The organism is Kitasatospora sp. NPDC048407, from assembly GCF_043200475.1.
Classification (GTDB): Bacteria; Actinomycetota; Actinomycetes; order Streptomycetales; family Streptomycetaceae; genus Kitasatospora.
In genome coordinates this window covers 230000-253712 of record NZ_JBICXW010000007.1, presented here as the reverse complement: position 1 = coordinate 253712, position 23713 = coordinate 230000, and the positions used below count along the sequence as shown (strand labels likewise).

Genomic DNA, 23713 nt, shown 5'->3' with positions numbered 1-23713 from the left:
CAACCCTCGCTCCGCGCACGGACGTTACCCGACCGGCCGGACCACCGTGGCGCGTGCGCCCGCTAGCAATGTGCTTGCAATAGCAAGCAGGCGGGTGCAGACTGCCGGTATGGCATCACTGAACGTGGGCTCGCTCGGCGAGTACATCCGGGAGCAGCGGCGGAACGCGCAGTACTCACTGCGGCAGTTGGCCGAGGTCGCCGGGGTGTCCAACCCGTACCTGAGCCAGATCGAGCGCGGGCTGCGCAAGCCCAGCGCGGAGATCCTTCAGCAGATCGCCAAGGCATTGCGGATCTCGGCGGAGACGCTGTACGTACAGGCCGGGATTCTGGAGGAGCGGGACGAGCAGGGGCCGGGGCTGCGGGCCGCGATCCTCGCCGACCCGCAGATCAACGAGCGGCAGAAGCAGGCCCTGCTGGCGGTGTACGAGGCCTTCCTCAAGGAGAACCAGGCCGCCCGCCCGGCCGCCGCCCACCCGACCGACCCCGCGTGACCCGACCCCGCGTGACCCGACCGCACGGGCGCACCCGACCTGAAGGACTCGACATGCCGATCAGCGACGAACTCAAGAAGACCCTCACCGACCCCACCCCGCTGTACGCCCTGGCCGGCGCCGGCGACCTGGCCTACGAGAAGCTGCGCGAGGTCCCCGGCCAGCTGGAGGCGCTCGCCGCCGACCGCAAGGGCACCCAGGACAAGGCCACCGCCGCCCTGCAGGACGCCGGCACCAAGCTGGTCGAGGCGCAGGCGAAGGTCACCGAGGCGGTCAACGCGCTGCCTACCGACGTGAAGGAACTCCAGGCCAAGGCACAGGAGTTCGCGATGCAGCAGGTCGGCCGGGCGCTGGAGTTCGCGGTCAAGGCCAAGGAGGTCTACGACGAGCTCGCGGTCCGCGGCCGCACCGTGGTGGACGCCGCCAACACCCGCGGGCAGGACGACGCCCCGGTCGTCGAGGCCGACGTCGAGGAGGTCGTGCTGGCCGAGGTCGTGGTGGACGAGCCCGCCGTCGAGTCGAAGCCCGAGGCGAAGAAGCCCGCCCGCGCCCGGAAGACCACCGCCGCCAACGGCTCCGAGTGACCGGCGCCGCGTGACAGGTGCGGGGAACGGCACACCGCCGAGGGCCGTTGATCCGGGCAGTGTCCGTGCCAGGATGGAAGAGAGAGAGTGAGGAGCACCAGGTGCAGATCCTGCATTACAACCTCCTGAACCCGTTCTGGTGGCTGGCCACGGCGATCATCGGCTACAAGATCTTCGCGTTCGTGGACGCCGCGATCCGCCGCGACGACGCGTACCGCGCCGCCGACAAGAAGACCAAGGGGTTCTGGCTGGTCGTGCTCGGCCTGGCCCTGGGCGCGGACCTGCTGTTCGGCGCCAACCCGGTGTCCGGCCTGCTGACGCTGGCCGGCCTGGTCGCGGCGATCGTCTACGTGGTGGACGTCCGCCCCGCGATCAAGCTGCTCACCGACGGCCGCGGCCGCGGCCGCAACGCAGGGCCCTACGGCCCCTGGTGAGACACCCGCACGAACGGAAGGGGCGGCCCCGCACGGGGCCGCCCCTTCTGCGTGTCCGGCGGGCCGTCAGCCCATGATCACCGGGACGGGGTTGCGCTCCAGCAGCAGCACCGCGACATCGTCGGTCAGCGCCCCGCCGTTCAGCTCCTCGACCTCGGCGATCGCCGAGTCCACCAGCCGGCCCCGGGTCAGCCCGGCGGCCTGGTGGTCGGCGATCAGCTCGATCAGGCCCTCCTGGCCCAGCCGCGGCGAACCCGCCCCGACCTTCCCCTCGACCAGCCCGTCGGTGTACAGCAGCAGCCGCCAGCCCGGGCCCAACTCCAGCCGCAGGGCCGGCCAGCTGGACAGGGTGGCGTCGCACGGCAGCAGGCCCAGCGCCGGGCCGGCCTGCTCGGACGGCAGCAGCACGGGGACGGCGTCCGGCCCGAGCAGCAGCGGCGCGGGGTGCCCGGCCAGGAACAGCTCGGCGGACTCCGGCGCGCCGTCCGCGCGGGGCGCGTCCAGCACCACCATGCAGAGCGTCGCGAAGATCTCGTCGCTGCGCCGCTCGTGCTCCAGCACGTGCTGCAGCGTGGTCAGCAGGTGCTGGCCGCTGAGCCCGGCGAACACCAGGGTCCGCCACGCTATCCGCAGCGCCACGCCGAGGGCGGCCTCGTCGGGACCATGGCCGCAGACGTCGCCGATGACCACGTGCACCCGGCCGTCCTTGGTGCGGACGGCGTCGTAGAAGTCGCCGCCGAGCAGGGCGCGGCGGCGGCCCGGCCGGTAGCGGCGGGTGAAGGCCAGCCCGGCGCCGTCGAGCAGCGGGGTGGGCAGCAGGTGGCGCTGCAGGCGGGCGTTCTCCTGGCCGCGGATCTCGGCCTCCACCAGGCGGCGCTGCGACTCGTCGGCGCGCTTGCGTTCCACCGCGTAGCGCAGCGCGCGGGCCAGCAGCGGTCCGGCGGTGTCCTGCCGGAGCAGGAAGTCCTGGGCGCCGGCGGCCACCGCGGCCGCGCCGAGTTCGGCGCCGGCGGTGTCGGTGAGCACCACCACGGCGGTGTGCGGGGCGCGCTGCAGCAGTTCGCGCAGTGCGTCCAGGCCGTCGCCGTCGGACGGCCGTTCGGTGGGCGCGCCGAGGTCGAGCAGCACGCACTGGAAGTCGGGGTACCGGGCGCCGCGCCGGCCGTTGCCGGGCAGTGGCGGCAGCAGGGCCAGTGCCTCGTGGATGCCGTCCACCCGGTGCAGTTCGGCGTGCGCGCCGAGTTCCTCGGCCAGCGACTCGAACAGCCGGTGCTCCGGCCCGTCGCCCTCGATCACCAGCACCCGGAAGTCCGCGGCCGCGGCCCGGGCCGGCTCGCCGCCGCCCTGCGCGGTGCCACGCGGATGCGGTATCGGCGCGGACCCGGTGGCCCGGGTGCGGCGCTGCTGCGTGCCGCGCCGGCTCTGACTGCGCTCGGCGGCCCCCGCGTCGTTGGTCGCGTCGGGTGCCCGCCCGTCTCCCGTAGCGGGCATCGGTCGGTCCTTCCTTTCCCCGACAGGCCAACGGCCGGTGTCCGTCCACGGTGCCCGTGTGGCACCGGGCATCGGGGAGCTTCCCGCGACCATAACGTGATCTCCGAGGATTTCTTTGCCTGAGCGGCGCCGATGTGGTTATTGCCACGCTTCCGGTGGCCTTGTTCCGTAGGGTTTCCGCCACCACAGAACCGGAGTTGACGGGAGTTGAGCAGCGGTGACGCGGATCACGCTGGTGCAGGGTGACATCACGGATCAGCGGGTGGACGCGGTGGTGAACGCCGCCAACAGTTCACTGCTGGGCGGCGGCGGGGTGGACGGGGCGATCCACCGCAGGGGCGGGCCGGAGATCCTCGCCGAGTGCCGGAAGCTGCGCGCCTCGCACTACGGAAAGGGCCTGGCGACCGGACGGGCGGTGGCGACCACGGCGGGCCGGCTCCCGGCGCGCTGGGTGGTGCACACGGTGGGGCCGGTGTTCCGGGCGGAGGACCGCAAGCAGCGCACCGAGCTGCTGGCCTCGTGCTATCGGGAATCCCTTCGGGTGGCGACGGAACTGGGGGCGCGGACGGTGGCCTTCCCGGCGATCTCCGCCGGGATCTTCGGCTGGCCGCTCGACGATGCCGCTCGGATCGCCCTGACGACCGTGGCCGAGCAGGAGCCCGACCTGGACGAGGTGCGTTTCGTGCTGTTCGGGGCCGAGACGTACGAGGTGTTCGCGCGAGTGCGGGACGAAATGGCGGGGTAGTTCAAAGGCAGGGGGCGCTGACGGGCGCTCAGGGGGCGCACGACGGCGCATTCGGGCGCTCCCATGGTGACCCGCCCGGCCGTCAACACGCCAGGGGTAATCGATAACTCGTTCGAGTGAACTGCTGAACTGATGATCGGGCCGGGCCGGTCGAGCGGGTGGAACCGGGCTCAGCGCGGCGCCAGCGCCGCCCAGTCCACCGTCAGCTCGCCCTGCCGCCGCCGGGCCGGCGCGTCCCGCAGCGGCCAGTCCGCGGCCAGCGCCGCGCAGGTCGCCGCCCAGCGCTGCCGCGCCCCGAACGCCCCCAGCGGCGCGGCCGCCGCCCACGCCCGGTCGAAGTCCCGCAGGAAGGCGTGCACCGGCCGCCCCGGCACGTTGTGGTGGATCAGCGCCTTCGGCAGCCGCTCCGCCAGGTCCGACGGCCGCTCCAGGCTCCCCAGCCGGGCCGCGAAGGTCACCGTCCGCGGCCCCTCCGGGCCCAGCGCCACCCACACGTGCCGCCGCCCGATCTCGTCGCAGGTGCCCTCCACCAGCAGCCCGTCCGGCGCCAGCCGCCCGCACAGCCGCGACCACACCTCGGCGACCTGGTCCTCGTCGTACTGCCGCAGCACGTTCGCCGCCCGGATCAGCTGGGCCCGCGCCCCGCCGGGCAGCGGCACCTCGAAGCCGCCGCGCCGGAACTCCAGCAGCGGCGGGTCGGCCATCGGCAGCGCCGCCGCCACCCGCGCCGGGTCGATCTCGATGCCCACCACCCGGACGTCCGCCCGCACCGCCCGCAGCCGGGCCGCCAGCTCCACCGCCGTCCACGGCGCCGCCCCGTACCCGAGGTCCACGGCGACCGGCGGGTGCACGGCCGCGCGCAGCGCCCGGCCCATCGAGTACGCGATCCAGCGGTCCATCCGCCGCAGCCGGTTGGTGTTCGTCGTCCCCCGAGTGATCGTCCCCACCGGCCGGCTCGACCGGCCCCGGGACAACGGCATGTCGCTTGCGGCCATGGTCACCAAGCGTACGCAGCGCCCGCGCGCGCCGGGAAAGCACGTCCGAAGCGATCGTCCGCCACCGGGAATACGGGGGCACGACGACGCGGTTGGCACCCTTGACGTCCTACCGCCCGCAGCTTCCGGCCGCGGGCGGCGGCGCGTGAACAGACCGAAACCGGTACAGACGCAGCGACGGGCAGTGCCCCAGGGAGGCTTCCGCAGGTGACCCACCACCTCGTCCGCATGCCCCGCGGGGAGTCGCGGTCGGCCGCAGTCCCTCCGCGCCAGCGCCGTCCCCGCCGGATCGCGATGCTGAGCGTCCACACCTCGCCGCTGCACCAGCCGGGCACCGGCGACGCCGGCGGGATGAACGTGTACATCGTCGAGCTGGCCAAGCGCCTCGCCGACCTCGACATCGAGGTCGAGGTGTTCACCCGGGCGATCAGCTCGGACGACGCGCCGACCGTGCAGCTCGCCCCCGGCGTGCTGGTGCGGCACGTCACGGCCGGCCCGTTCGAGGGCCTGCTCAAGGAAGACCTGCCGGCCCAGCTGTGCGCGTTCACCCACGGCGTGCTGCGCACCGAGGCCGGCCACCGCCCCGGCTACTACGACCTGGTGCACTCGCACTACTGGCTGTCCGGCCAGGTCGGCTGGCTGGCCGCCGAGCGCTGGGGCGTGCCGCTGGTGCACACCATGCACACCATGGCGAAGGTGAAGAACGCGGCGCTCGCCCAGGGCGACACCCCGGAGCCGGCCGCGCGGGTGATCGGCGAGACCCAGGTGGTCGGCGCGGCCGACCGGCTGATCGCCAACACCGCGGAGGAGGCCGCCGAGCTCGCCCACCACTACGCGGCGCGCCCCGAGCAGCTGGCCGTGGTGCACCCGGGCGTGAACCTGGAGGTGTTCCGGCCCGGCGACCGCGAGGCGGCCCGCCACCGGCTCGGCCTGCCGCAGGACGCCGCGGTCCTGCTGTTCGCCGGCCGGATACAGCCGCTGAAGGCGCCGGACGTGCTGCTCAAGGCGGTCGCCCGGCTGCTGGAGCGCCGCCCGGACCTGCGCGAGCGGCTGGTGGTGCCGGTGGTCGGCGGCCCGTCCGGCACCGGCCTGGCCCGCCCCGAGAGCCTGCACAAGCTGGCCGCCCAGCTCGGCATCAACGACGTGGTGCGGTTCTGCCCGCCGGTCGGCCAGCGGCAGCTCGCCGACTGGTACCGCGCGGCGACCGCCCTGGTGATGCCCTCGTACAGCGAGTCGTTCGGCCTGGTCGCGCTGGAGGCGCAGGCCTGCGGCACCCCCGTGGTGGCGGCCGCGGTCGGCGGCCTGCCGGTCGCCGTCCGCGACGGCCTGACGGGCACCCTGGTGCCCGGCCACGACCCGGACGCCTGGGCGCAGGCCCTGCTGCCCTACGTCACCGACCCGGTGCTCGCCCGCATCCGCGGCGCGGAGGCCGCCCGGCACGCGGCGGCGTTCGGCTGGCTGACGGCGGCCGGCTCCACCGCCGAGGTGTACGCGGGCGCGATGGCCGCAGCCCGCCAGGTGCACCGCCCCTGACGGAAGCTCACCCCGGAGCACACCGTGACCGGCGCGACACCCCACGGCGGCCGACGGCCGGTTAGCGTGGGGGCATGGCCGCCAAGGACGACGCACTCCCCCTCCTCCGTGCCGCGCTCGACGAGGCCGGTGTGGCCTGGGAGCCGGCCGCCACCGACCCGTACACGCTGGTCGCCTCGCTGCCCGGCACCCGCAAGCTGTCCACCGCCTGCGCGCTGCGGATCGGCGACCACACGCTGTCGGTGAACGCCTTCGTGATCCGCCGCCCGGACGAGAACCACGAGGGCGTGTACCGCTGGCTGCTGGAGCGCAACACCCGGCTGTACGGGGTGGCGTACGCGATCGACCGGCTCGGCGACGTCTACCTGGTGGGCCGGCTGCCGCTGGAGGCGCTGACCGCCGATTCCGTGGACCGGCTGCTGGGCACCGTGTTGGAGAACGCCGACGAGCCGTTCAACACCCTGCTGGAGCTCGGCTTCGCCACCGCGATCCGCCGCGAGTGGGAGTGGCGCACCAAGCGCGGCGAGTCCACCCGCAACCTCACCGCCTTCGCGCACCTGGCGAGCGAGAACCCGCCCGCCGACAGCTGAGCCCGGTATCCTCCCGCCCGGGGAGGAAACGATGGATGCTGAACATGCCGCCGCACAACGGAAGTTGGAGTGGCTGGGGGCCGAACTCGACAACGAACTGGTGGAGCGCCGACGCCGCCGGGACTGGGACCGACGGCGGGCGCTGACCCTTCAACTGGCCACCGTCAGCCTGTCCGCGCTGGTCACCGTGCTGCTCGGCCTCAAGGTCGGCGAACCGCTGGCCAGCGAACTGGCCGACGTGGCACTGGCGTGCGGCGCGGTGGTGACGGTGCTGGCCGCCTGGGCGGCCTTCTTCGGCTACCGGACGCTGTGGATCCAGCGCTCCGACACCGTCCACCGGCTGACCTCGCTGCGCCGCCGCCTCGCCCTGATGAAGGCCGAGTACGGCGACGCCGTCCCCGTGCCGGAGCAGGTGGCGCTGCTGGTGGACGAGTACCAGCGGATCCTCGAGGACGACCACGACTCCTGGGTGCGGCTGCGGCGGAACAGCGGCGGCGACCTGGCGAACTGACCGGCCGCCGAGCCGGTCAGGCCTCCGCGCCGACCGGCTCGACGGCGGGCGCCGCCGGCTCGGCGGCGGACTGCGGCCGTTGCCGGCCGATCGGCACGAACGCCACGGCCGCCAGCGTCCCCGCCGCCGCACACGCGCCCCACAGTGCCGCGCTGCCCGCGTACTGCAGCAGCAGGCCGCCCGCCATCGGGCCGACGAAGGACGCCAGCGACCAGGACAGCGAGTACACGCCCTGGTAGCGGCCGCGGGCCCGGGCCGGCGAGTGCTCGGCGACCAGCGCCATCATGGTCGGCGCGTTCACGATCTCGCCGATCGTCCAGATCGCCACCGTCAGCGCGTACAGCCCGGCGGACGAGCCGGCCACCGCCGTCAGGCCGAAGCCCCAGCCGATCAGCAGCGTGCTCACCATCAGCAGCGCGGTGCGGTTGCGGCCCTCCATCAGCCTGGTCAGCGGCAGTTGGAGCACCACGATCAGCACCCCGTTGAGGCTGGCCACCAGGCCGTACTGGGCGGTCGTGATGCCGTGCTCGCCCATGTCCATCGCCAGCGTGGTGGAGCCCTGCTGGAAGACCATCGCCAGCAGCAGGTTCACCCCGACCACCGCCATGAACGGCCCGTCCCGGAACACCGCGCCCAGGCCGATCGCCGGGCCCGACGGCTCGTCGGCCGCCTCCGCCATCGCCTGCGACAGCGTCTCGGGGACCTTCACGAACACCACCACCGCGCACAGCAGGGTGGTCAGCGCGTCCAGCAGGAACAGCGGCAGGTAGCCGTACACCGCGATCAGACCGGCCACCGCGGCGGAGGCGCCGAAACCGATGTTGATCGCCCAGTAGTTCAGCGCGTACGCCCGCACCCGGTCGGCGGGCGGCACCAGGTCGGCGATCATCGCGGACACCGCCGGGCGGGAGGCGTTGTTCGCCAGACCCACCAGGAACGCCACCGCGGCGATCGCCACCGGCCCGTCCATGAAGCCCAGTACCGCCGTGAACACCGCCGTCGACACCTGCGCCACCAGCAGCGTGGGCCGCCGCCCGAGCCGGTCGGTCAGCACCCCCGCGCCGATCGCCGCGACCGCCGAACCCATCCCGAACAGGCCCGCCACCAGGCCCGCGTAGGCCGCCGAATACCCCCGGTCGACCGTCAGATAGAGCGCCAGGAACGTGATGACGAAGCCGCCGAGCCGGTTCACCAGCGTGGACGTCCACAACCACCAGAACTGCCGCGGCAGCCCGCCCGCGGCCCTGCGTGCTTCGGAGACCAGACGGGCTGAGAGGGGCATGGGGGCTCCCGGGAGCGGCGAAAACGGTAAGCGGCAAAACTGCTGATGGCACATTACGTCCGACGTGGACAGCCCGGCCACCGAATTTCCCCCTCTATTAAGCTGGCCCCATGGCTGACACGACCTACCGCTTGATCCTGCTCCGCCACGGCGAGAGCCAGTGGAACCAGAAGAACCTGTTCACGGGATGGGTCGACGTCGACCTCAACGAGAAGGGCGAGAAGGAGGCGGCCCGTGGCGGCGAGCTGATGCTCGCCGAGGACCTGCTGCCGGACGTGCTGCACACCTCGCTGCTGCGCCGCGCCATCCGCACCTCGCAGATCGCCCTCGACAAGGCCGACCGCCACTGGATCCCGGTCCGCCGCAGCTGGCGCCTGAACGAGCGCCACTACGGCGCCCTGCAGGGCAAGGACAAGGCCCAGACCCTCGCCGAGTTCGGCGAGGAGCAGTTCCAGCTCTGGCGCCGCTCCTACGACACCCCGCCGCCGGCCCTGTCCGACGACTCCGAGTACTCCCAGGCCGGCGACGCGCGCTACGCGGAGATCCCGTCCGAGCTGCGCCCGCGCACCGAGTGCCTGCAGGACGTCGTCCGCCGCATGCTCCCCTACTGGTACGACGCCATCGTGCCGGACCTCGCCGCCGGCAACACCGTCCTGGTCACCGCCCACGGCAACAGCCTGCGCGCCCTGGTCAAGCACCTCGACGGCATCTCCGACGAGGCCATCGCCGGCCTCAACATCCCCACCGGCATCCCGCTCGTCTACGAGCTCGACGCCGACTTCAAGCCGGTCACCCCCGGTGGCCGCTACCTCGACCCCGAGGCTGCCGCCGCCGCGATCGAGGCCGTCAAGAACCAGGGCAAGAAGTAAGACCTCCTTTCCCGCTCAGCCCCCTGCCCGGTGCGACGAAGCTCCGGCCCAGGGGGCTGTTCCGTGTCCGGGTGCCGGGGCGTCAGCCGGTGGGTGGCGGCGGGTGGTTCAGACCACTCGGGGTGGTTCAGACCATTGACGGCGGTCGGTCGGGCTTCTAGCGTGGGGGCCAATGTCGGCGCGGGCATGCCAATGCTGGCCGCACCCCCACGCGGCCCCGCGCGTGCCCGCGTTCATGTACTCCATCCACCCCCACGGAGGAGCACCATGCGCAAGCGCAACATCCTGGCGGTCGGCTTCGCGGCCGCCGCGGCAGTCCTGGCGACGGCGATCCCCGCCAGCTCGCACGGATACGTCACCACCCCGCCGAGCCGGGCCGGCCTGTGCGGGGCGGGCGTGGTGAAGAAGTGCGGCCAGATCCAGTGGGAGCCGCAGAGCGTCGAGGGCCCGAAGGGCTTCCCGGCGGCCGGGCCGGCCGACGGCACGCTGTGCGCGGGCGCGGACCCGCGCTGGGCGCCGCTCGACGACCCGCGGGCCGGCGCCTGGCCGACCACCAAGGTCACGGCCGGCCAGCAGCTGACGCTGACCTGGAGCATCGAGGCGCGGCACGCCACCACGTCGTTCCGGTACTTCATCACCAAGCCGGGCTACGACGCCACCACGAAGATCACCCGGGCGAACCTCAACCCGACCCCGTTCCTGACCGTGCCGATGGGCGGCAAGCAGCCCCCGGCGACGCTCAGCCACACCGCGACGCTGCCCTCCGGCCTGACCGGCCACCAGGTGATCCTGGCGGTCTGGGACATCGCGGACACCGGCAACGCGTTCTACCAGTGCATGGACGTCACCTTCTGAACCATCTGAGGCGCCGTACGACGAGGGCCGGGCACCATCGGTGCCCGGCCCTCGCTCATGCTGTCAGTGGCCGCCCCCGCAGCAGCCGCCGGTCGCGCCGCCGCACTGGCACGGCGCGCCGGACTGGCAGCCGCAACCGCAGCCCGGGCCGCAGCCGCAGCCCGCGGCGAGGACCGGCAGCAGCTTCGCCGCGGCCGGGGCGAGTGGGCTCGGCGGGGGAGTGGTCGGGTTGCCGGTCGTCTTCATCGCGCTGAAGCCTCCTCGTCCGGGCGGAGCCGGGCAGCCCGGTGGACGCCCGTCCCTTCGAGTGAAACGCCGTCCTGACGCGCCGTCAACGGGCGTGCGGAGGTGGGAGGTTCGCGCGGCGTGCGCCCCCGGAGGGGCGCACTGCGAAAACGTTTACTCGGCCGAGTCCGCGGTGGCCATGAACTCGTCCACGTGCTCGCCGGTGACCAGGAACACCACGCGCTTGGCGACCGAGACCGCATGGTCGGCGAAGCGCTCGTAGTAGCGGCCGACCAGGGTGACGTCCACCGCGGTCTCGATGCCGTGGTGCCAGCGGTCGTCCAGCAGGTGCGAGAACAGTTCGCGGTGCAGCGCGTCGATCGCGTCGTCGTCCGCCTCCAGCTCCAGCGCCTTGTCCACGTCCTTGGTGGCGATCACCAGGCCGGCCTTGGCCACCAGGCGCTGCGCGAGCTGCCCCATCTCCAGCACGATCGGGTGCAGGTCGTTCGGGACGGCGGTCTCCGGGTAGCGCAGCCGTGCCACCTTGGCGACGTGCCGGGCCAGGTCGCCGCAGCGCTCAAGGTCGGAGCTCATCCGCAGCGAGGTGACCACGATCCGCAGGTCGGTGGCGACCGGCTGCTGGCGGGCCAGCAGGTCGATGGCCCGGTTCTCCAGGTCGTGGTGCAGGTTGTTGACCTTCTCGTCGGCGGCGATCACGCTCTCCGCCAGCTCCAGATCCGCGTCCAGCAGTGCGGTGGTGGCCCGTCCCATCGCCGAGCCGACCAGGCGGGCCATCTCGACCAGACCGTCGCTGATCGAGTCGAGTTCCTCGTGGTACGCGTCGCGCATTGCTGTTCTCCTCCAGTACCGGTGTCGGTGGCGGTGCCGACCGGACGCCCCGTACCGGGCGGCCCGGTGCGGGGCCGACCGAACGGACGGCCGCTGCTGGTGGCGCGAATGGTAGCCGCGTCACCGCCCACACGGGCTTGCACGGCCCACACTGATCCGTTCGGGCGACCCCCCGCGGCATCAGCGGTGAATCGGCAGCATCGTGAAGGTGAATTCTCGGCAACGCCCGGCCGATGCCTTGATCGCACCCTTACGGAGCGCGCCCGGCCACCATTTACGCTGGCAAGCATGGACGTGAACGTGGCCGCCGCCGCTGCCAGCGCCATAGCCGGGCTCGGCGTCGGTCTCACCGCATCCATCGCCTTCCGCTGGAGCGAGCGCGAGCAGGGCCGGAGCAAGGGCAGCAGCAGTAGCGGCGGCAAGAAACCGGGGCCGGAACCCCTCCAGGAACCGGCCCTGCCGCCCGGCGTGGACACCGTGCTCTCGGTGCTGCGCTCCTGCGCGATCGTGCTCGGCGACGGCGACGAGGTGGTCAAGGCCTCCTCCGCCGCCTACTCGATGGGCCTGGTCCGCGGCGGCCGGGTGGCGGTGGACCCGATGCTCGCGCTGGCCCGCTCCACCCGCCGGGACGGCGAGATCCGGCAGATCGAACTGGAACTCACCCGCCCCGGGGCCGTCGCCCGGGCCGCCGAACCGCTGGCGGTCTCGGTCCGGGTCGCCCCGCTGGGCTCCCGGCTGGTGCTGGTGCTGGTCGAGGACCGCACCGAGCGCCGCCGGATCGAGGCGATCCGCCGCGACTTCGTGGCCAACGTCTCGCACGAGCTGAAGACCCCGGTCGGCGCGCTCTCGCTGCTCTCCGAGGCGGTCGCGGACGCCTCCGACGACCCGGAGGCGGTGCAGCGCTTCGCCGGCCGGATGCAGGTCGAGGCCACCCGGCTGGCCAGCCTGGTCCAGGAGATCATCGACCTCTCCCGGGTCCAGGACGACCAGCTGAAGGTCGACCCGGAGCCGGTCGCGGTGGACGAACTGATCGCCGAGGCGATCGACCGCTGCCGGCAGACCGCCGCCGCCAAGCAGATCGTCATCGCGGCGGGCGGCACCACCGGCCTGTACCTGGTCGGCAACCGCGGCCAACTGGCCGCCGCACTCGGCAACCTGGTGGAGAACGCGGTGAACTACAGCCCACCGCGCACCAGGGTGGCGATCGCCACCCGCCGGATCTCCAGCGCCGCGGCGCTGGGCGAGGCGGACGGCGAACTGATCGAGATCTCGGTGACCGACCAGGGCATCGGCATCTCGGAGAAGGACCGCGAGCGGATCTTCGAACGCTTCTACCGGGTGGACCCCGCCCGCTCCCGCCTCACCGGTGGCACCGGCCTCGGCCTGTCCATCGTCAAGCACGTCGCCGCCTCGCACCGCGGAACCGTGTCGGTGTGGAGCGTCGAGGGCCAGGGTTCCACCTTCACACTGCGACTCCCCGCCGGGCAGGCCCCGGTCGAGGACCGCGCATCCTCAGCAGCACCCACACTTCCTGCCCCGGAGGCCCGATCGTGACCCGTGTACTGGTGGTCGAGGACGAGGAGTCGTTCAGCGACGCCCTGTCGTACATGCTCCGCAAGGAAGGCTTCGAGGTGGCGGTCGCCGCCACCGGGCCCGACGCGCTGGAGCAGTTCGAGCGCAACGGAGCCGACCTCGTCCTGCTCGACCTGATGTTGCCCGGCCTGCCCGGAACCGAGGTCTGCCGCCAGCTGCGCGTCCGCTCCAACGTTCCGGTGATCATGGTCACCGCCAAGGACAGCGAGATCGACAAGGTCGTCGGGCTGGAGATAGGAGCCGACGACTACGTCACCAAGCCCTACTCCACCCGCGAGCTGGTCGCCCGGATCCGCGCGGTGCTCCGCCGCCGCGGCGAGGACGCGAACGGCGACGGCGCCGCCGCCCCCGGCGCGCTGGAGGCCGGCCCGGTCCGGATGGACGTCGACCGGCACGTGGTGACGGTGGACGGCGCCAAGGTCGACCTGCCGCTCAAGGAGTTCGACCTGCTGGAGATGCTGCTGCGCAACGCCGGCCGGGTGCTCACCCGGATGCAGCTGATCGACCGGGTGTGGGGCGCGGACTACGTCGGCGACACCAAGACCCTGGACGTCCACGTCAAGCGCCTGCGGGCGAAGATCGAGCCCGACCCGGGCGCGCCGCGCTACCTGGTCACCGTGCGTGGCCTGGGCTACAAGTTCGAGCCGTAAACCGCAGGTACGACAGACCGACGAAGGGGCCCCGCCGCGGCGGGGCCCCTTCGTGTGTGCCTGGTGTCAGTGCGTGGCGGGAGCCGACGGGCTGCCGGCCGGGGCGCTCGGCGAACCGCTCGCGCCGGCGCCGGCGGCCGGCGAGGAGGCCGCACCCGGGGAGGCGGTGACGCCCGTCGACGGCGTGGCCTTGGCCGCCGGGCCGAAGCCCTGGTAGTAGCCGACGGCCGGCTGCACGTTGGCGTTGGCGGAGACGTCGCCGGCGCTCTTGAACGTGAAGGTGGTGTCGTTGTAGCCGCCGACCGTGACCTTGGCGTTCGGCACCTGGGCCAGCGCGGCGCCGCCCTTGCCGCCGATCAGCACCGACTCACCGGCGTGGATGACGATCTGCGAGACCTGCGCGCCGTTCTCGTCGGTCAGCGTCGCGGCGGAGCCACCGACCTTGACCCCGGTCAGCACCAGGTCGTCCTTCGGCGCGGTGTTGGCGATGTTCGCGGTGACGGCGACCGGGCCCGTGTACTCGCCGGCCGAACCCGCGGGGGCGACCACGACGATGTTGTTGAGCTTGACCGAGTTGTCGATCGAGGTCGCCGCGTTGTCCGGCTTGATCTGCAGCGTGTCGGCGTCGTTGCCTGCCGCGCAGGCGGACAGCGGGACGATCGCGGCGAGGACGAGGGCGGCGGCAGCGCCGCGTCGAAGGCTCCGGCTCACGGCGGCGACTTCTCCTTGGAGGGGACGATCCCACGGAAAAGGGATCACGGTCGGTGGTCGAGGGCCACACTACCGACCACACATATCCGGGAATCACGGGGTGGCCCCGTGTCGCAGTCCGATCACGATCCCGGCCGCTCGGCGAGTCGGAGGCAAAAACTCAAGATCCAATCATGGTTTCGGGAGCGTGACCAGAGGTTTCGCAGCCCAGGTCAGACCGCCTCCGACCTGCGAGAAGCCCCCGTCGAACACCGGTCGCAGCATGCGACGGGGGTGGTTGTCAAGCCCTGGAACCCGCCCTGACCTGCGAAAACGCCCTTCGGGTCAGCCGAAAAGCGTGTTATTCTGGAAAGCCACGGAAGGGGTCCTGTCACATGACGTTCAAGGTTGGCGACACGGTGGTCTACCCCCATCACGGGGCTGCGCTGATCGAGGCCATCGAAACTCGCCAGATCAAGGGTGTGGACAAGACCTACCTGGTGCTGAAGGTGCAGCAGGGAGATCTGACCCTCCGCGTTCCGGCGGAGAACGCCGAGTTCGTCGGTGTCCGCGATGTGGTGGGCCAGGAAGGCCTGGACCGCGTCTTCGAGGTGCTTCGCGCGCCCTACACCGAAGAACCCACCAACTGGTCGCGCCGTTACAAGGCAAACCTGGAGAAGCTCGCCTCCGGCGACGTGATCAAGGTCGCCGAGGTGGTCCGCGACCTGTGGCGCCGCGAGCGTGAGCGCGGCCTGTCGGCCGGCGAGAAGCGCATGCTCGCAAAGGCCCGCCAGATCCTGGTGAGCGAGCTCGCGCTCGCCGAGAACACCAACGAGGACAAGGCCGAGACGCTGCTCGACGAGGTCCTCGCCTCCTGAGGCAGGACAGCGCCCGGCTTGGCTTGACGTAGCGCCCGATGGTGCCCGAAAGGGCGCCTCGGGCGCTTCGCCATGCCCGGACGCAGGGCGGTACAGCGTGCCGTGAACGTGCCTGGAAGGGGGAGGCACGGCGGAACGATGGCGGAAGGGGCGGCGCGGTTCCACTAACGTGCAGTCAGGAAGGGGGCCTGCCCGCTCGCGAATCCGCGTTCGGCACGGCCATACCCATCGCGACCAAGGAGCCAAACCTGAACGCCTCAGCACAGCTCGCGGCAGCGGTCGTCCCGGCTGCCGGCCGCGGCGAGCGACTCGGCCCCGGCGCGCCCAAGGCGCTGCGCGAACTCGGCGGCGTCCCGCTGCTGGTGCACGCGGTCCGGGCGCTGGCCCGCAGCCGGGCGGTCGGCCTGGTGGTGGTGTGCGCGCCGCCGGACGGCGTGGCGGAGGTCGTCGCGCTGCTGGACAGCCACGGCCTGGACGGCAAGGACGTCCGGGTGGTGCCCGGCGGCGCCAGCCGGCAGGAGTCGGTGCGGCTCGGCCTGGCCGCGATCCCGGCCGGCACCCCGGTGGTGCTGGTGCACGACGCGGCCCGCCCGCTGGTGCCCGTCGAGGTGGTGGACGCGGTGGCCGCCGCCGTCCGGGCCGGCGCCGAGGCGGTGGTGCCGGCGGTGCCGCTGGCCGACACCGTCAAGCGGGTCGAGCCGCAGCCGTCCGGCCCCGAGCCGGTGCTGGACACCCCCGACCGCTCCACGCTGCGCGCCGTGCAGACCCCGCAGGGCTTCGACCTGGCGGGCCTGGCCGCGGCGCACGAGAAGGCCGTCGCCGAGGGCATCGAGGTGACCGACGACGCCGGGCTGATCGAGCGCTTCGGCGGCCGGGTCGTCGTGGTGCCCGGCCACGAGGAGGCGTTCAAGGTCACCCGCCCGCTGGACCTCGTACTCGCCGAGGCCGTACTCGCCCGCCGGAGGGCCACCGATGCCTACTGAGACCACCAACAGCCCGGTCCTGCCGCGGATCGGCATCGGCACCGACGTGCACGCCTTCGAGGACGGCCGGCCGCTGCGGGTGGCCGGGCTGGACTGGCCGGGCGAGACCGGCCTGGCCGGGCACTCGGACGCCGACGTGGCCGCGCACGCCGCCTGCGACGCGCTGTTCTCCGCCGCCGGGATCGGCGACCTGGGCGCGCACTTCGGCACCGACCGCCCCGAGTGGGCGGGCGCGGCCGGCGTGGCACTGCTCGGCGAGGCCGCCCGGCTGGTGCGGGAGGCCGGGTTCGAGATCGGCAACGTGGCGATCCAGGTGATCGGCGTCCGCCCGAAGATCGGCAAGCGCCGCACCGAGGCGCAGGCCGCGCTGTCCGCGGCGGTCGGCGCGCCGGTGTCGGTCTCCGGCACCACCACCGACGGCCTGGGCCTGACCGGCCGGGCCGAGGGACTCGCCGCGATCGCCACGGCGCTGGTCTGGGAACGGCCCGCCCCCTAGCCTGGCATGACAGGCAGTCAATTCTCTGGTGCGGGAGGAAACATGGGCGTCGAACTCGACGACAACGTGCGGAAGCTGCTGGACGAGAAGAGCTTCGCGGTGGTGTCCACCGTGCAGCCCGACGGCAGCCCGCAGTCCTCGGTGGTGTGGATCAAGCGGGACGGCGACGACATCCTGTTCTCCACCGTGCAGGGGCGGCGCAAGCACCTGAACCTGGTGCGGGATCCGCGGATCAGCGTGCTGATCAACCCGGCGGAGAGCCCGTACCAGTACTTCGAGGCGCGCGGCGAGGTCACCATGACCACCGAGGGCGGCCGGGAGCTGATCGACGAGCTGTCCCGCAAGTACCGCGGCCAGGACTACGCGTGGGACGGTCCGGACGCGGTGCGGGTGGTGGTGCGGCTCAGCCCGCGCAAGGTGGTCGCCAACTTCTGAGTGGGGCGCGCCAAGTGGCCGGAAGGTGGCGGGGCACCCCCCGCCGCCCACTACTCTGGACGCTGTGAGCCTTCGCCTGTACGACACCATGACCCGCCAGGTACGCGACTTCGTCCCGCTGGTGCCGGGCTGTGTCTCGATCTACCTGTGTGGTGCCACCGTTCAGGCGCCCCCGCACATCGGGCACATCCGGTCGGGACTCAACTTCGACGTGATGCAGCGGTGGTTCCGCTACCGCGGCTACGAGGTCACCTTCGTCCGCAATGTCACCGACATCGACGACAAGGTGATCGCCAAGGGGCGCGAGCAGTCCATCGAGTGGTGGAAGATCGCGCACGCCAACGAGCGTGCGTTCAACGAGGGTTACGACGCCCTCGGCTGCCTGCCGCCGAGCGCGGAGCCGCGGGCCACCGGCCACGTGCCGGAGATGATCGAGATGATGCAGGGGCTGATCGAGCGCGGCCACGCGTACGAGGCCGACGGCAACGTCTACTTCGCGGTCACCACCTACCCCGACTACCTGGCGCTCTCCAACCAGGAGTTGGAGAACCTGCGGCAGCCCTCGGGCGACAACGAGACCGGCAAGCGCGACGCACGCGACTTCGCGATGTGGAAGGCCGCCAAGCCGGGCGAGCCGAGCTGGGACACCCCGTGGGGCCGCGGCCGCCCGGGCTGGCACCTGGAGTGCTCGGCGATGGTGCACAAGTACCTGGGCAGCTCGTTCGACATCCACGGTGGCGGGCTGGACCTGATCTTCCCGCACCACGAGAACGAGATCGCCCAGTCCAAGGCGTACGGCGACGACTTCGCCAACTTCTGGGTGCACAACGCCTGGGTCACCATGAGCGGCGAGAAGATGTCCAAGTCGCTGGGCAACTCGGTGCTGGTCTCCGAGATGGTGCAGCGCTGGCGGCCGATCGTGCTGCGCTACTACCTGGCCGGCCCGCACTACCGCTCGATGATCGAGTACAGCGAGGAGTCGCTGCGCGACGCCGAGACGGCGTTCGCCCGGATCGAGGGCTTCATCGAGCGCGCCGTCGAGCGCTGCGGCATGGTCGACGCGGCGCCCGAGGTGCCGCTGGCCTTCGCCGAGGCGATGGACGACGACCTGGGCGTGCCGCAGGCGCTGGCCGTGGTGCACACCGCCGTCCGGCAGGGCAACAGCGCGCTCGGCGCGGACGACAAGGAGTCCACCGCGGCCCGCCTCGCCGAGGTCCGGGCGATGCTCGGCGTGCTCGGCCTGGACCCGCTGGACGACTTCTGGGCCGGCGGCCGCAGCCAGGGCGAGGAACTCACCGGCGTCGTCGACTCGCTGGTCAAGCTGGTGCTGGAGCAGCGCCAGGCGGCCCGCACCCGCAAGGACTTCGCCACCGCGGACGCCATCCGCGACCAGCTCGGCCAGGCCGGGCTGGCGATCGAGGACACCCCGTCCGGCCCGCGCTGGACGATCAACCAGTAGCCCTTCGGGGCGCATGGGGGCCGTACCTTTGTATGGGTGCGGCCCCCACGCACGAAGCAGACGCAGAGACAGGAAGTACAGCCATGGCCGGCAACAGCCAGCGCAGGAACCGCCGCAACCCCGGGTCGAAGAAGGGCGCGAGTGTCGGTACCGGCGGCCACAGCCGGAAGGCGCTCCAGGGCAAGGGCCCGACGCCGCGCGGCGAGGAGCGCAAGGGACACCCCAAGCAGCGCGCCGCCAACGCGGCGCTGAAGCGTGAGCGCGACGCCAAGTCCCGGGCCGGCATGCGCCGGTCCGGCGGCCCGCGCAGCGGCCGCGGTGGCGCGGGCGCGGCCGAGCTGGTGGTGGGCCGCAACTCGGTGGTCGAGGCGCTGCAGGGCGGTGTGCCGGCGAACACGCTGTACGTTCAGCAGTTCATCGACACCGACGACCGCGTCCGCGAGGCCTTCCAGGCCGCCAACGAGCGCGGCGTCCCGCTGATGGAGGCTCCGCGCGCCCAGCTGGACCAGATGACCGGCGGCCTGAACCACCAGGGCCTGGTGCTCCAGGTCCCGCCGTACGAGTACGCGCACCCCGACGACCTGCTGGAGGAGGCCGCCAACAGCGGCCAGGACGCGCTGATCATGGCGCTGGACGGCGTCACCGACTCCCGCAACCTGGGTGCCGTGGTCCGTTCCGCCGCCGCGTTCGGCGCGCACGGCGTGGTGATCCCCGAGCGCCGCGCGGCCGGCATGACCGCCGGTGCCTGGAAGACCTCCTCCGGTGCGGCCGCCCGGCTGCCCGTGGCCCGCGCCACCAACCTGACCCGCGCGCTGGAGGCCTACCAGAAGGCCGGCCTGATGGTGGTCGGCCTGGCCGCCGACGGCGAGGCCGAGATCGGCGACCTCGACGCGCTGAACGGTCCCGTGGTGATCGTGGCCGGCTCCGAGGGCAAGGGCCTGTCCCGCCTGGTGTCGGAGACCTGCGACCTGCGGGTGCGGATCCCGATGCCCGGCCACACCGAGTCGCTGAACGCCGGTGTCGCCGCCGGCATTGTGCTGTACGAAGCGGCCCGCATGCGCGCCAAGCGCTGACCGCGTGGGCGTAAGGCGCCCGCGGCGCTGACGCACCGTCACGGCACGTGACGGTGCGTCGTTTTTGTGCGTCAACCGGTCGGGTCCGGTCGGGCCCGATCGGATTTCTCATGATCACTTCAAAGCCCCGCCCGGAATCCACCCGGGAGAGTGTCCTCCGGGGCCGTCACCCGGTTAGAGGGGTGTGGACACCAGAACACCTCGGCGTTTCGGGCAGCGCTCCGCGGGGATAGACGACGGCCCGGGCCTCAACACGGTCCGGGTTCCGTCCGACCCGGCGAAGCTCAGCAGCACCCAGGCCAGTTTCCGGGTCAGGCTCTCCGGCCCGGTGACCGCATTGATCGACCGCCCCACCGGTGCCGCCTTCGGCGACCCCTACAACCTGCAGCACGGCAGCCGTCCGCTGGTCACCCCGCAGGTCGTGGTGCCCGCAGCGACGGTGCCCACGCTCGCCGGGATCACCGCCGCCTCCGTCACCGGCACCACGCCACGCCGCAAGCCCCGGGTGGTCACCTGGAGCGGCCAGGCCGCGCCCGGCGACACCGCCGCCACCCAACTGCTCGAAGCCGTCCGGCTGAACACCGTGCCCGCCCCGGCGAAGGCCTTCTCCGAGCAGGACACCCAGCAACTGCAGGCCGTTCCCCGGCAGTATGGGGCGGGCTCCGGCGCGGGCCCGGGCGCGGGCTCGGCTTCGGGTTCGGCTTCGGGTTCGGACGAATCGTCGCGGGTCGGCGTCGCCGAACTGCTGGACGAGTCGGTGCGGGTCGGCGGGCACAGCTGGCACCCCGAGGGCGAGCTGCCCGAGACGCCGTCGCTCGGCGAGGGCTCCAGGCACGCCTGGTACCCCGGCCGCCGGGTCGACCTCGGCCTGGTGCTGCTGCCGCTGCGGGTGCTGCTCGGCTCGCTGTCCGTCTACGCCGGGTTCAGCAAACTCTGCGACCCGGTGTACTTCGACGGTGGCGAGCGCGGCTCGATGATGCGCTGGCTGTCCTCGCTGCACCCCTGGAGGGTCGCCCAGCCGCTGCTGGACTTCGCGATGGCCCACCCGGTCGGCGCGGGCCTCGCGGTCTCCTTCGCGGAGATCGTGATCGGCGTGCTGTCCATCCTGGGCCTGTGGCAGCGGCTCGCCGCCGGCGGCGCGATGGCGCTGTCCGCCGCGCTGCTGTTCACCGTCAGCTGGAAGGCGGTGCCGGCCTACGACACCCCCGACCTGATCTTCCTCGCGGCCTGGAGCCCGCTGCTGATGGCCGGCGCCCCGTTCGCCTCGCTGGACGGCCGGATCGCCCTCGAGGCGTTCCGCCGCTACGGGCCCGCCGAACCCGGCGCGGTCCGGCGACGGATGCTGCGCCGCCGCTCGGTCGTCACCGCCGTGGTCGTCGGTCTGACCCTGCTCACCGGCTCGCTGCTCGGCGCCGCCGTCCGCACCGGCCGCACACAGACACCGGTGCACCCGCCGGCGGAGTACGGCACCCCGGTCTGGCCGAGCAGCGGCCCGTCGCCCTCCCCGTCCGCACCGACCACCCCGCCGTCCCAGGGCCCCACCAAGGTCGCGCCCTCCCCCTCACCCAGCCGCAGTGGCAGCGGCAAGCCCAAGCCCAGCACCGGCCCGTCCGGCGGCTCCAGCCCCGCGCCGCACGCCGGGGGTGGCAGCAGCGCCGGTACGGGCGGCTCCGCAGGCGGCACGGGCACCGGCGGTGCCGGGACGGGCGGTGCACCCAGCAGCCCGCGCTCCCAGCCTTCGCACGGGGTGATCGGCGGGCTGCTGGGCAGCGGGCCGCCGCTGCTGGAGCTCGGCATGCGGCCGGCGGCCGTGAGCGAGACGGCCTGACGGCTGGTCGACGTACGGCAGGGCCCCTTCCGGGAGATCTCCTCCTGGAAGGGGCCCTTCGGTTCGGTCGGGCAGGTGGGCGAGAAACCGGGGGCGTGGGGAGCTGCGCGAAACGGAAGGCACCCGTCAGCAAGATCGCGAGCACGTGCAGGTCATTGCCCTGCGTCGCGATCTTGCTGACGGGTGCCTGGTTTCTCGCGCGGTTCCCGGTGGGGGCTGCTGTCTAGCCGACCACTCCAGCGGCGAAGGAGCCGTCGCAGACCGGGCGGGCGAAGGAGCGGGCGCGCTGGACGTCGCCCTGGTACTTCTTCACCGCGGCGCGGCCGAGGTCGCCGGCCAGGCCGCTGCAGTAGGGGGTGAGGGAGGGCTTCTCGCGCATGGTGCGTTCCAGCAGGTCGAGCGCGGTGCCCGGGTTGTGGTTCTTCAGCTCCTCCATCAGGTCGACCCGGAGCGCGTCCTGCGCGGCCAGGCCCTGGGTGTTGGGGGAGGTGGAGGTCCGGCCGATGGTGCCGTCCCCGCTGGAGGCCGCGACCACCTGCTGGTCCAGGGCCGTTGGCGGGGCCCATGGGACGCGGGTGACGGCGAGGGTGCCGGTGGTCACCAGGATCACCGGCAGGGTGAGGGCAACGGTCTGGCCGATTCGGCGAACGAGCTGTTTCACGCACAGGAGAGTAGCGGTGCGTGGCGGAATGGGCGCGCCGCGTTACCCCAACGAGTGATCGCTGTCCTGTTTTGTTCCGCCATCAGGTTGACGCGAGGGGCTGAAACGGCGGAACCCCCTGCCGACGGCCGTCGGCAGGGGGTTCCGGTGCGTTGGTCAGCGCGCCGCGTCAGCGGCCGGCGGTCAGCGGCTGAGGCGCTCGCCGGTGGTGGCGAAGACGTGGGTCTCGTTGCCGACCGGGACGACGTGGATGGTCTCGCCGCGCTGCGGGATCTCCCGGCTGTGCACGCGGACCACGATGTCCTTGTCCTGGCCCGACACCTGGGTGGTGCCGTACACGAAGCCGTCCGCGCCGAGCTCCTCGACCACGTTGACGGTGACCGCGACGCCCTCGACACCGCCGGCCGGGACGATCTGGAAGTGCTCGGGGCGGATGCCCACCACGACGTTCTTCGCGGAGCCGGCCTTCGACAGGTCCTCACGGTCGATGTTGATCACCGAGCCGCCGAACTTCACGCCGCCGTCCACCAGCGGAACCTCGACCAGGTTCATCGCCGGGGAGCCGATGAAGCCGGCCACGAACAGGTTGGCGGGCTTGTCGTACATGGCGCGCGGGGCGTCGACCTGCTGGAGCACGCCCTTGTCGAGCACCGCGACGCGGTCGCCCATGGTCATGGCCTCGGTCTGGTCGTGGGTGACGTAGACCGTGGTGATGCCCAGGCGGCGCTGCAGGCCGGCGATCTGGGTACGGGTGGAGACGCGGAGCTTGGCGTCCAGGTTCGACAGCGGCTCGTCCATCAGGAAGACCTGCGGCTGGCGGACGATCGCGCGGCCCATCGCGACACGCTGACGCTGACCACCGGAGAGCGCCTTCGGCTTGCGGTCCAGGTACTCGGTCAGGTCGAGGATCTTGGCGGCCTCTTCGACCTTGGTGCGGATGTCCGCCTTGTTGACGCCGGCGATCTTCAGGGCGAAGCCCATGTTCTCGGCGACGGTCATGTGCGGGTACAGCGCGTAGTTCTGGAACACCATCGCGATGTCCCGGTCCTTCGGCGGCAGGTGGGTCACGTCGCGGTCGCCGATGCGGATGGCGCCGCCGTTCACGTCCTCCAGGCCGGCCAGCATGCGCAGGGAGGTGGACTTGCCACAGCCGGAGGGGCCGACCAGGACGAGGAACTCGCCGTCGCCGATCTCCAGGTCGAGCGCGTCGACCGACGGCTTGTCGGCACCCGGGTAGACGCGGGTGGCCTTGTCGTACGTCACAGAAGCCATGCTGCTTCGCTCCTTCACCGGCAGGAACGTGCCGGACGATCCGAGTAAAGGTTGGGTGGTCTCCACCGCCCCGAGTGGTCTGGACCACCGACCCCGGCGCGGCTCCTCGTGACGCTACCCGCCGACCCGTTCGTTTGTCAGCCCTCGCCCGCCCCCGACTTCCGCATCGATCCGATCACGGCCCACCCCCCGCCCGTCCCCTCAACCGCCCGCATCGCCCCGCCCCCGCCCGGTACACT

26 protein-coding genes are annotated in these 23713 nt (G+C 72.5%); 18 read left to right on the top strand and 8 right to left on the bottom strand.

The genetic code is table 11. The features are described from left to right. The first annotated feature begins 109 nt into the window (after positions 1-109). From ACGFWJ_RS16765 to ACGFWJ_RS16755, 3 genes are all read left to right on the top strand, one after another. Complete coding sequence (locus ACGFWJ_RS16765; protein ID WP_387643943.1) at positions 110-493, top strand: helix-turn-helix domain-containing protein; 384 nt, start codon at positions 110-112, stop codon at positions 491-493. Between the two features lie 53 nt (positions 494-546). After that, positions 547-1077, top strand: coding sequence for a hypothetical protein (locus ACGFWJ_RS16760; RefSeq protein WP_387860964.1), 531 nt, complete (start codon positions 547-549; stop codon positions 1075-1077). 107 nt (positions 1078-1184) lie between these two features. Beyond that, the gene (locus ACGFWJ_RS16755) at positions 1185-1511 is read left to right on the top strand and encodes a DUF2516 family protein (RefSeq protein WP_387644959.1); all 327 of its coding nucleotides are present in this window, start codon (positions 1185-1187) and stop codon (positions 1509-1511) included. A gap of 66 nt (positions 1512-1577) precedes the next feature. Here the strand turns inward: ACGFWJ_RS16755 and ACGFWJ_RS16750 are convergent, their stop codons facing one another. Further along, positions 1578-3002: a PP2C family protein-serine/threonine phosphatase gene (locus ACGFWJ_RS16750; protein WP_387643949.1), complete on the bottom strand. Its 1425-nt coding sequence runs from the start codon at positions 3000-3002 to the stop codon at positions 1578-1580. 217 nt (positions 3003-3219) lie between these two features. Here ACGFWJ_RS16750 and ACGFWJ_RS16745 point away from each other — a divergent pair, with 217 nt between their 5' ends. Further along, positions 3220-3747 carry an O-acetyl-ADP-ribose deacetylase gene (locus tag ACGFWJ_RS16745; RefSeq protein ID WP_392949864.1) on the top strand — a complete coding sequence of 176 codons (528 nt, stop codon included), beginning with the start codon at positions 3220-3222 and terminating at the stop codon, positions 3745-3747. A 170-nt stretch (positions 3748-3917) separates the two neighbouring features. Here the strand turns inward: ACGFWJ_RS16745 and ACGFWJ_RS16740 are convergent, their stop codons facing one another. After that, positions 3918-4742: a class I SAM-dependent methyltransferase gene (locus tag ACGFWJ_RS16740; protein WP_387643954.1), complete on the bottom strand. Its 825-nt coding sequence runs from the start codon at positions 4740-4742 to the stop codon at positions 3918-3920. A 228-nt stretch (positions 4743-4970) separates the two neighbouring features. Between ACGFWJ_RS16740 and mshA the strand changes: the two genes are divergently transcribed. The 3 genes from mshA (at position 4971) to ACGFWJ_RS16725 (ending at position 7376) form a co-directional block, all read left to right on the top strand. Next, positions 4971-6275 (top strand): D-inositol-3-phosphate glycosyltransferase, encoded by a 1305-nt coding sequence (mshA, locus tag ACGFWJ_RS16735; protein WP_387644961.1) that lies wholly within the window; start codon positions 4971-4973, stop codon positions 6273-6275. Between the two features lie 74 nt (positions 6276-6349). After that, positions 6350-6865 carry a YbjN domain-containing protein gene (locus ACGFWJ_RS16730; RefSeq protein ID WP_387643956.1) on the top strand — a complete coding sequence of 172 codons (516 nt, stop codon included), beginning with the start codon at positions 6350-6352 and terminating at the stop codon, positions 6863-6865. A 31-nt stretch (positions 6866-6896) separates the two neighbouring features. Next, the gene (locus ACGFWJ_RS16725) at positions 6897-7376 is read left to right on the top strand and encodes an SLATT domain-containing protein (protein ID WP_392949860.1); all 480 of its coding nucleotides are present in this window, start codon (positions 6897-6899) and stop codon (positions 7374-7376) included. 16 nt (positions 7377-7392) lie between these two features. Here ACGFWJ_RS16725 and ACGFWJ_RS16720 read toward each other — a convergent pair whose 3' ends face one another. Continuing rightward, a complete protein-coding gene (locus ACGFWJ_RS16720; RefSeq protein ID WP_392949857.1) occupies positions 7393-8658 on the bottom strand; it encodes an MDR family MFS transporter in 1266 nt (421 codons plus the stop codon). A gap of 110 nt (positions 8659-8768) precedes the next feature. Here ACGFWJ_RS16720 and ACGFWJ_RS16715 point away from each other — a divergent pair, with 110 nt between their 5' ends. Both ACGFWJ_RS16715 and ACGFWJ_RS16710 read left to right on the top strand, forming a co-directional pair. Next, entirely contained in the window at positions 8769-9527 is a 759-nt protein-coding gene (locus ACGFWJ_RS16715) for a phosphoglyceromutase (RefSeq protein ID WP_387643964.1), read from the top strand. A 267-nt stretch (positions 9528-9794) separates the two neighbouring features. Then, the gene (locus ACGFWJ_RS16710) at positions 9795-10382 is read left to right on the top strand and encodes a lytic polysaccharide monooxygenase (protein WP_392949854.1); all 588 of its coding nucleotides are present in this window, start codon (positions 9795-9797) and stop codon (positions 10380-10382) included. 63 nt (positions 10383-10445) lie between these two features. Here ACGFWJ_RS16710 and ACGFWJ_RS16705 read toward each other — a convergent pair whose 3' ends face one another. Next, the gene (locus ACGFWJ_RS16705) at positions 10446-10628 is read right to left on the bottom strand and encodes a hypothetical protein (RefSeq protein WP_387643969.1); all 183 of its coding nucleotides are present in this window, start codon (positions 10626-10628) and stop codon (positions 10446-10448) included. A gap of 153 nt (positions 10629-10781) precedes the next feature. Further along, complete coding sequence (gene phoU / locus ACGFWJ_RS16700; protein ID WP_387643972.1) at positions 10782-11456, bottom strand: phosphate signaling complex protein PhoU; 675 nt, start codon at positions 11454-11456, stop codon at positions 10782-10784. A gap of 288 nt (positions 11457-11744) precedes the next feature. On the opposite strand from phoU, the gene ACGFWJ_RS16695 reads away from it, so the two are divergent. Next, positions 11745-13010 (top strand): sensor histidine kinase, encoded by a 1266-nt coding sequence (locus ACGFWJ_RS16695; protein ID WP_387643975.1) that lies wholly within the window; start codon positions 11745-11747, stop codon positions 13008-13010. After that, entirely contained in the window at positions 13007-13699 is a 693-nt protein-coding gene (locus ACGFWJ_RS16690; protein WP_380363657.1) for a response regulator, read from the top strand. Before ACGFWJ_RS16695 ends, ACGFWJ_RS16690 begins: the two co-directional genes overlap by 4 nt. 66 nt (positions 13700-13765) lie before the next feature. On the opposite strand, the gene ACGFWJ_RS16685 is transcribed toward ACGFWJ_RS16690, so the two are convergent. Continuing rightward, a complete protein-coding gene (locus ACGFWJ_RS16685) occupies positions 13766-14410 on the bottom strand; it encodes a DUF461 domain-containing protein (protein WP_392949849.1) in 645 nt (214 codons plus the stop codon). A 374-nt stretch (positions 14411-14784) separates the two neighbouring features. On the opposite strand from ACGFWJ_RS16685, the gene ACGFWJ_RS16680 reads away from it, so the two are divergent. From ACGFWJ_RS16680 to ACGFWJ_RS16650, 7 genes are all read left to right on the top strand, one after another. Continuing rightward, complete coding sequence (locus ACGFWJ_RS16680) at positions 14785-15267, top strand: CarD family transcriptional regulator (protein WP_014136563.1); 483 nt, start codon at positions 14785-14787, stop codon at positions 15265-15267. A gap of 221 nt (positions 15268-15488) precedes the next feature. Continuing rightward, complete coding sequence (gene ispD / locus ACGFWJ_RS16675) at positions 15489-16250, top strand: 2-C-methyl-D-erythritol 4-phosphate cytidylyltransferase (RefSeq protein WP_387644963.1); 762 nt, start codon at positions 15489-15491, stop codon at positions 16248-16250. Beyond that, positions 16240-16746: a 2-C-methyl-D-erythritol 2,4-cyclodiphosphate synthase gene (ispF, locus tag ACGFWJ_RS16670; RefSeq protein WP_392949847.1), complete on the top strand. Its 507-nt coding sequence runs from the start codon at positions 16240-16242 to the stop codon at positions 16744-16746. The genes ispD and ispF overlap by 11 nt, the downstream gene beginning before the upstream one ends. A gap of 42 nt (positions 16747-16788) precedes the next feature. After that, positions 16789-17181 carry a PPOX class F420-dependent oxidoreductase gene (locus ACGFWJ_RS16665; protein WP_392949844.1) on the top strand — a complete coding sequence of 131 codons (393 nt, stop codon included), beginning with the start codon at positions 16789-16791 and terminating at the stop codon, positions 17179-17181. Between the two features lie 64 nt (positions 17182-17245). After that, positions 17246-18640 carry a cysteine--tRNA ligase gene (gene cysS, locus ACGFWJ_RS16660; RefSeq protein WP_392949841.1) on the top strand — a complete coding sequence of 465 codons (1395 nt, stop codon included), beginning with the start codon at positions 17246-17248 and terminating at the stop codon, positions 18638-18640. Positions 18641-18723: 83 nt separating this feature from the next. Further along, entirely contained in the window at positions 18724-19713 is a 990-nt protein-coding gene (gene rlmB / locus ACGFWJ_RS16655) for a 23S rRNA (guanosine(2251)-2'-O)-methyltransferase RlmB (RefSeq protein ID WP_392949838.1), read from the top strand. Between the two features lie 328 nt (positions 19714-20041). Then, entirely contained in the window at positions 20042-21541 is a 1500-nt protein-coding gene (locus ACGFWJ_RS16650; protein ID WP_392949835.1) for a DoxX family protein, read from the top strand. 223 nt (positions 21542-21764) lie between these two features. Here the strand turns inward: ACGFWJ_RS16650 and ACGFWJ_RS16645 are convergent, their stop codons facing one another. Together ACGFWJ_RS16645 and ACGFWJ_RS16640 are read right to left on the bottom strand one after the other, a co-directional pair. After that, positions 21765-22202: a hypothetical protein gene (locus ACGFWJ_RS16645; RefSeq protein WP_392949833.1), complete on the bottom strand. Its 438-nt coding sequence runs from the start codon at positions 22200-22202 to the stop codon at positions 21765-21767. Positions 22203-22385: 183 nt separating this feature from the next. Continuing rightward, positions 22386-23474: an ABC transporter ATP-binding protein gene (locus ACGFWJ_RS16640; RefSeq protein ID WP_387643998.1), complete on the bottom strand. Its 1089-nt coding sequence runs from the start codon at positions 23472-23474 to the stop codon at positions 22386-22388. Positions 23475-23713 lie beyond the last annotated feature (239 nt).